The organism is Mycobacterium sp. (assembly GCF_049647605.1).
Taxonomy (GTDB): Bacteria; Actinomycetota; Actinomycetes; order Mycobacteriales; family Mycobacteriaceae; genus Mycobacterium.
The window spans coordinates 1-2,756 of sequence record NZ_JBARXZ010000146.1 but is presented as its reverse complement, the minus strand read 5'-3'; the positions used below and the strand labels follow the sequence as shown (position 1 = coordinate 2,756).

Sequence of the window (2,756 nt, the reverse complement as noted above, 5' to 3'; positions counted from 1 at the left end):
GTGTAGACACGCGCCACGCCGGGTTCTTAGATCGGGATCAGCCCGTGCTTACGCTGCACTCGCTGAATCTGCTTGTCCCGCAACAACCGCATCGCGCTGCGGAGCTTCAGCCGCGTCTCGTGCGGCTCGATCACCGCGTCGATGTAACCGCGCTCGGCCGCGATGTACGGGACCGCGATGTTGAGGTTGTACCCCTCGATGAAGTCGGCCTTGATCTTCTGCACCTCGGGCGCGGTCGGATCCGGGAATCGCTTCACCAGCAGCTGAGCGGCGCCGTCGGCACCGATCACCGCGATCCGCGCGGTCGGCCAGGCGAAGTTGAGGTCCGCGGTCAACTGCTTGGAACCCATCACCGCGTACGCACCGCCATAGGACTTGCGGACCGTGATGGTCACCTTCGGCACATCGGCCTCGACGACCGCGTACAGGAATCGACCGCCGCGCTTGATGATTCCGTTGCGCTCCTGCTCGACACCGACCATGAATCCCGGGGTGTCCACCACAAACACCAGCGGAATGTTGAACGAGTCGCAGAACCGGACAAAGCGGGCCGCCTTGTCGGACTCCTCGTTGTCGATGGCGCCGGAGTTGTACATCGGCTGGTTGGCGATGACGCCGACCGTGTGACCGTCGACCCGGGCGTAACCGGTGAGGATCGCCTTGCCCGCCTGCCCGGCAACCTCGAAGAACTCACCGTCGTCGAAGATCCGCAACAGGATCTCGTGCATGTCGTAGCCCATGTTGTCGGCATCCGGCACCAGGGAATCGAGCTCGAGATCGTGCGGGGTGATCTCCGGCTCCAGGCCGGGGTTGACGATCGGTTCGTCGTCGAAGGTGTTCCCGGGAAGGAAATCGAGATAGTCGCGGACGTACTGGAAGGCCGCCTTCTCGTCCTCGACGACCTCATGGATGTTGCCGTACTTGGCCTGGTAATCCGCACCACCGAGCTCGTCGAGGGACACGTCCTCACCGGTGACGTCCTTGATGACATCGGGGCCGGTGACAAACATGTAGCCCTGATCGCGCACCGCGACGATGAGATCGGTCTGGATCGGCGAGTACACCGCACCACCGGCGCACTTGCCGAGGATGATCGAGATCTGCGGCACCAGGCCGCTGAGCAGCTCGTGGCGGCGGCCCAATTCGGCGTACCAGGCCAGCGACGTCGCGGCGTCCTGGATGCGCGCGCCACCGGAGTCGTTGATGCCGATAATCGGGCAACCGACCATGGCCACCCACTCCATCAGCCGGGCGACCTTGCGGCCGAACATCTCTCCGACCGTGCCCTGGAACACCGTCTGGTCGTGGCTGAAGACTCCGACCGGCCGGCCGTTGATGGTGGCGTGGCCGGTGACCACACCGTCGCCGAACAGAGCGTTGGGATCCCCGGGGGTCTTGGCCAGCGCACCGATCTCGAAGAAGCTGCCGGGATCGACCAGCGCATGGATCCGGGCGCGGGCACTCGGAATGCCCTTCTTCTCCCGCTTCGCGATCGCTTTCTCGCCGCCGGGTTCCTTGGCCAACTCCAGCTTTTCGCGCAACTCGGCGAGTTTCTCGGCGGTGGTGGCGGCAGCCGATCGAACGGGATTCTCGGTCACGAGACGCTCACTTTCCCTGGTTGGCTTGGATCTCGTTGATCGCCTGGCTCAAATGTGCCCCGACCTTGGCGATGTAGGGCTCGTCGATGGCCTGGATGTGCTCGCCACCGATGTTGACCACCTCGAGGTCGGAGGCGAACTCGCCCCAGCCACCGTCGGCTTGGCGGGTGGCGTACGCGGGCTCGAACGTGATCGCGTCATCGTGGTAGCGGTCGGCCATGTACAACGTCACGTGTCCGCTGTACGGCTTGAGTTCCACCACGTCGAGGGCACGGTTGTCGAGGTAGGACGTGCGCTGGTGCTCGACGATGCCGCCGGGAATCTGCACCCCGGCATCCTTGACCGCCTTCAGCACGAACTCGATCTGGCCCGCGTCGTCGAGCTTCTCCAGCTCCTCGTAGGGGATGGCCGGGATCTGCACGTTGAACGTCTTCTCGGCGAACTTGGCGTACCGGTCCCAGCGGGCCCGGGTGCCTTCGAGGGAGGTGTCGATCGGCACCCCGGGGCGCACGCAGTCGATCAGACCGACAAAGCGGACATCGGCGCCGGCTTCCCTGAGGCCGATGGCACAGGCATACGACAGTGCCCCGCCCAGCGACCAGCCGGCCAGGATGAACGGCTTGCCCTTCTTGCCGTCCGACCAGCCATTGAGCTCCAACAGCTTCGGCACGTAGACCGCCGCGCGTTCCTCGATGGTGCCCTCGACCCGCTCCAGCCCGATCATCGGAGTGTCCGCGGGCAGCCGGTTCAACAGCGGCTCGTAGACCACCGTCGACCCGCCGGCCGCGTGGAACACATACACCGGCACCTGGTCGTCGGACTGGGCCGCGCGGATGGTGCGCACAAAACCGTCGAGTTCCCCGGCTTCGAGGAATTCGCGCACCGTCGTCGACAACGCCTCCACGTTGGGCGCCCGCAGGACGTCCTCGGCGGTGATGGTGCCCTCGGCCCGCTCCGAAAGCCGTTGTGCCAGCTTGGCTGCGGTGTCGTCGTCGATCTGCGGCAGGGTGTTGAAGATGCCGCCCGGGCTCTTGCCGGTGACGATGGCCCAGGTGGCGAACGTCAACCGCTCGGCCGCATCACGCGGTGGCACATCCGAATTCAGTGCCTCGGCGATGGCCTGCTGGTTCAGCGCCGCGGCGGCCGCGGCCAGGTCGG

The 2,756-nt window shown here is 65.6% G+C and carries 2 protein-coding genes; both read right to left on the bottom strand.

Going from position 1 to position 2,756, the window contains the following annotated elements; all coding sequences use genetic code 11:
• Positions 1 to 26 precede the first annotated feature (26 nt).
• Positions 27 to 1,598 carry an acyl-CoA carboxylase subunit beta gene (locus WBB07_RS18690; RefSeq protein ID WP_526309884.1) on the bottom strand — a complete coding sequence of 524 codons (1,572 nt, stop codon included), beginning with the start codon at positions 1,596 to 1,598 and terminating at the stop codon, positions 27 to 29.
• 7 nt (positions 1,599 to 1,605) lie between these two features.
• The coding region (locus WBB07_RS18685) for a thioesterase domain-containing protein (protein ID WP_526309883.1) at positions 1,606 to 2,756 on the bottom strand (1,151 nt) is incomplete at its 5' end.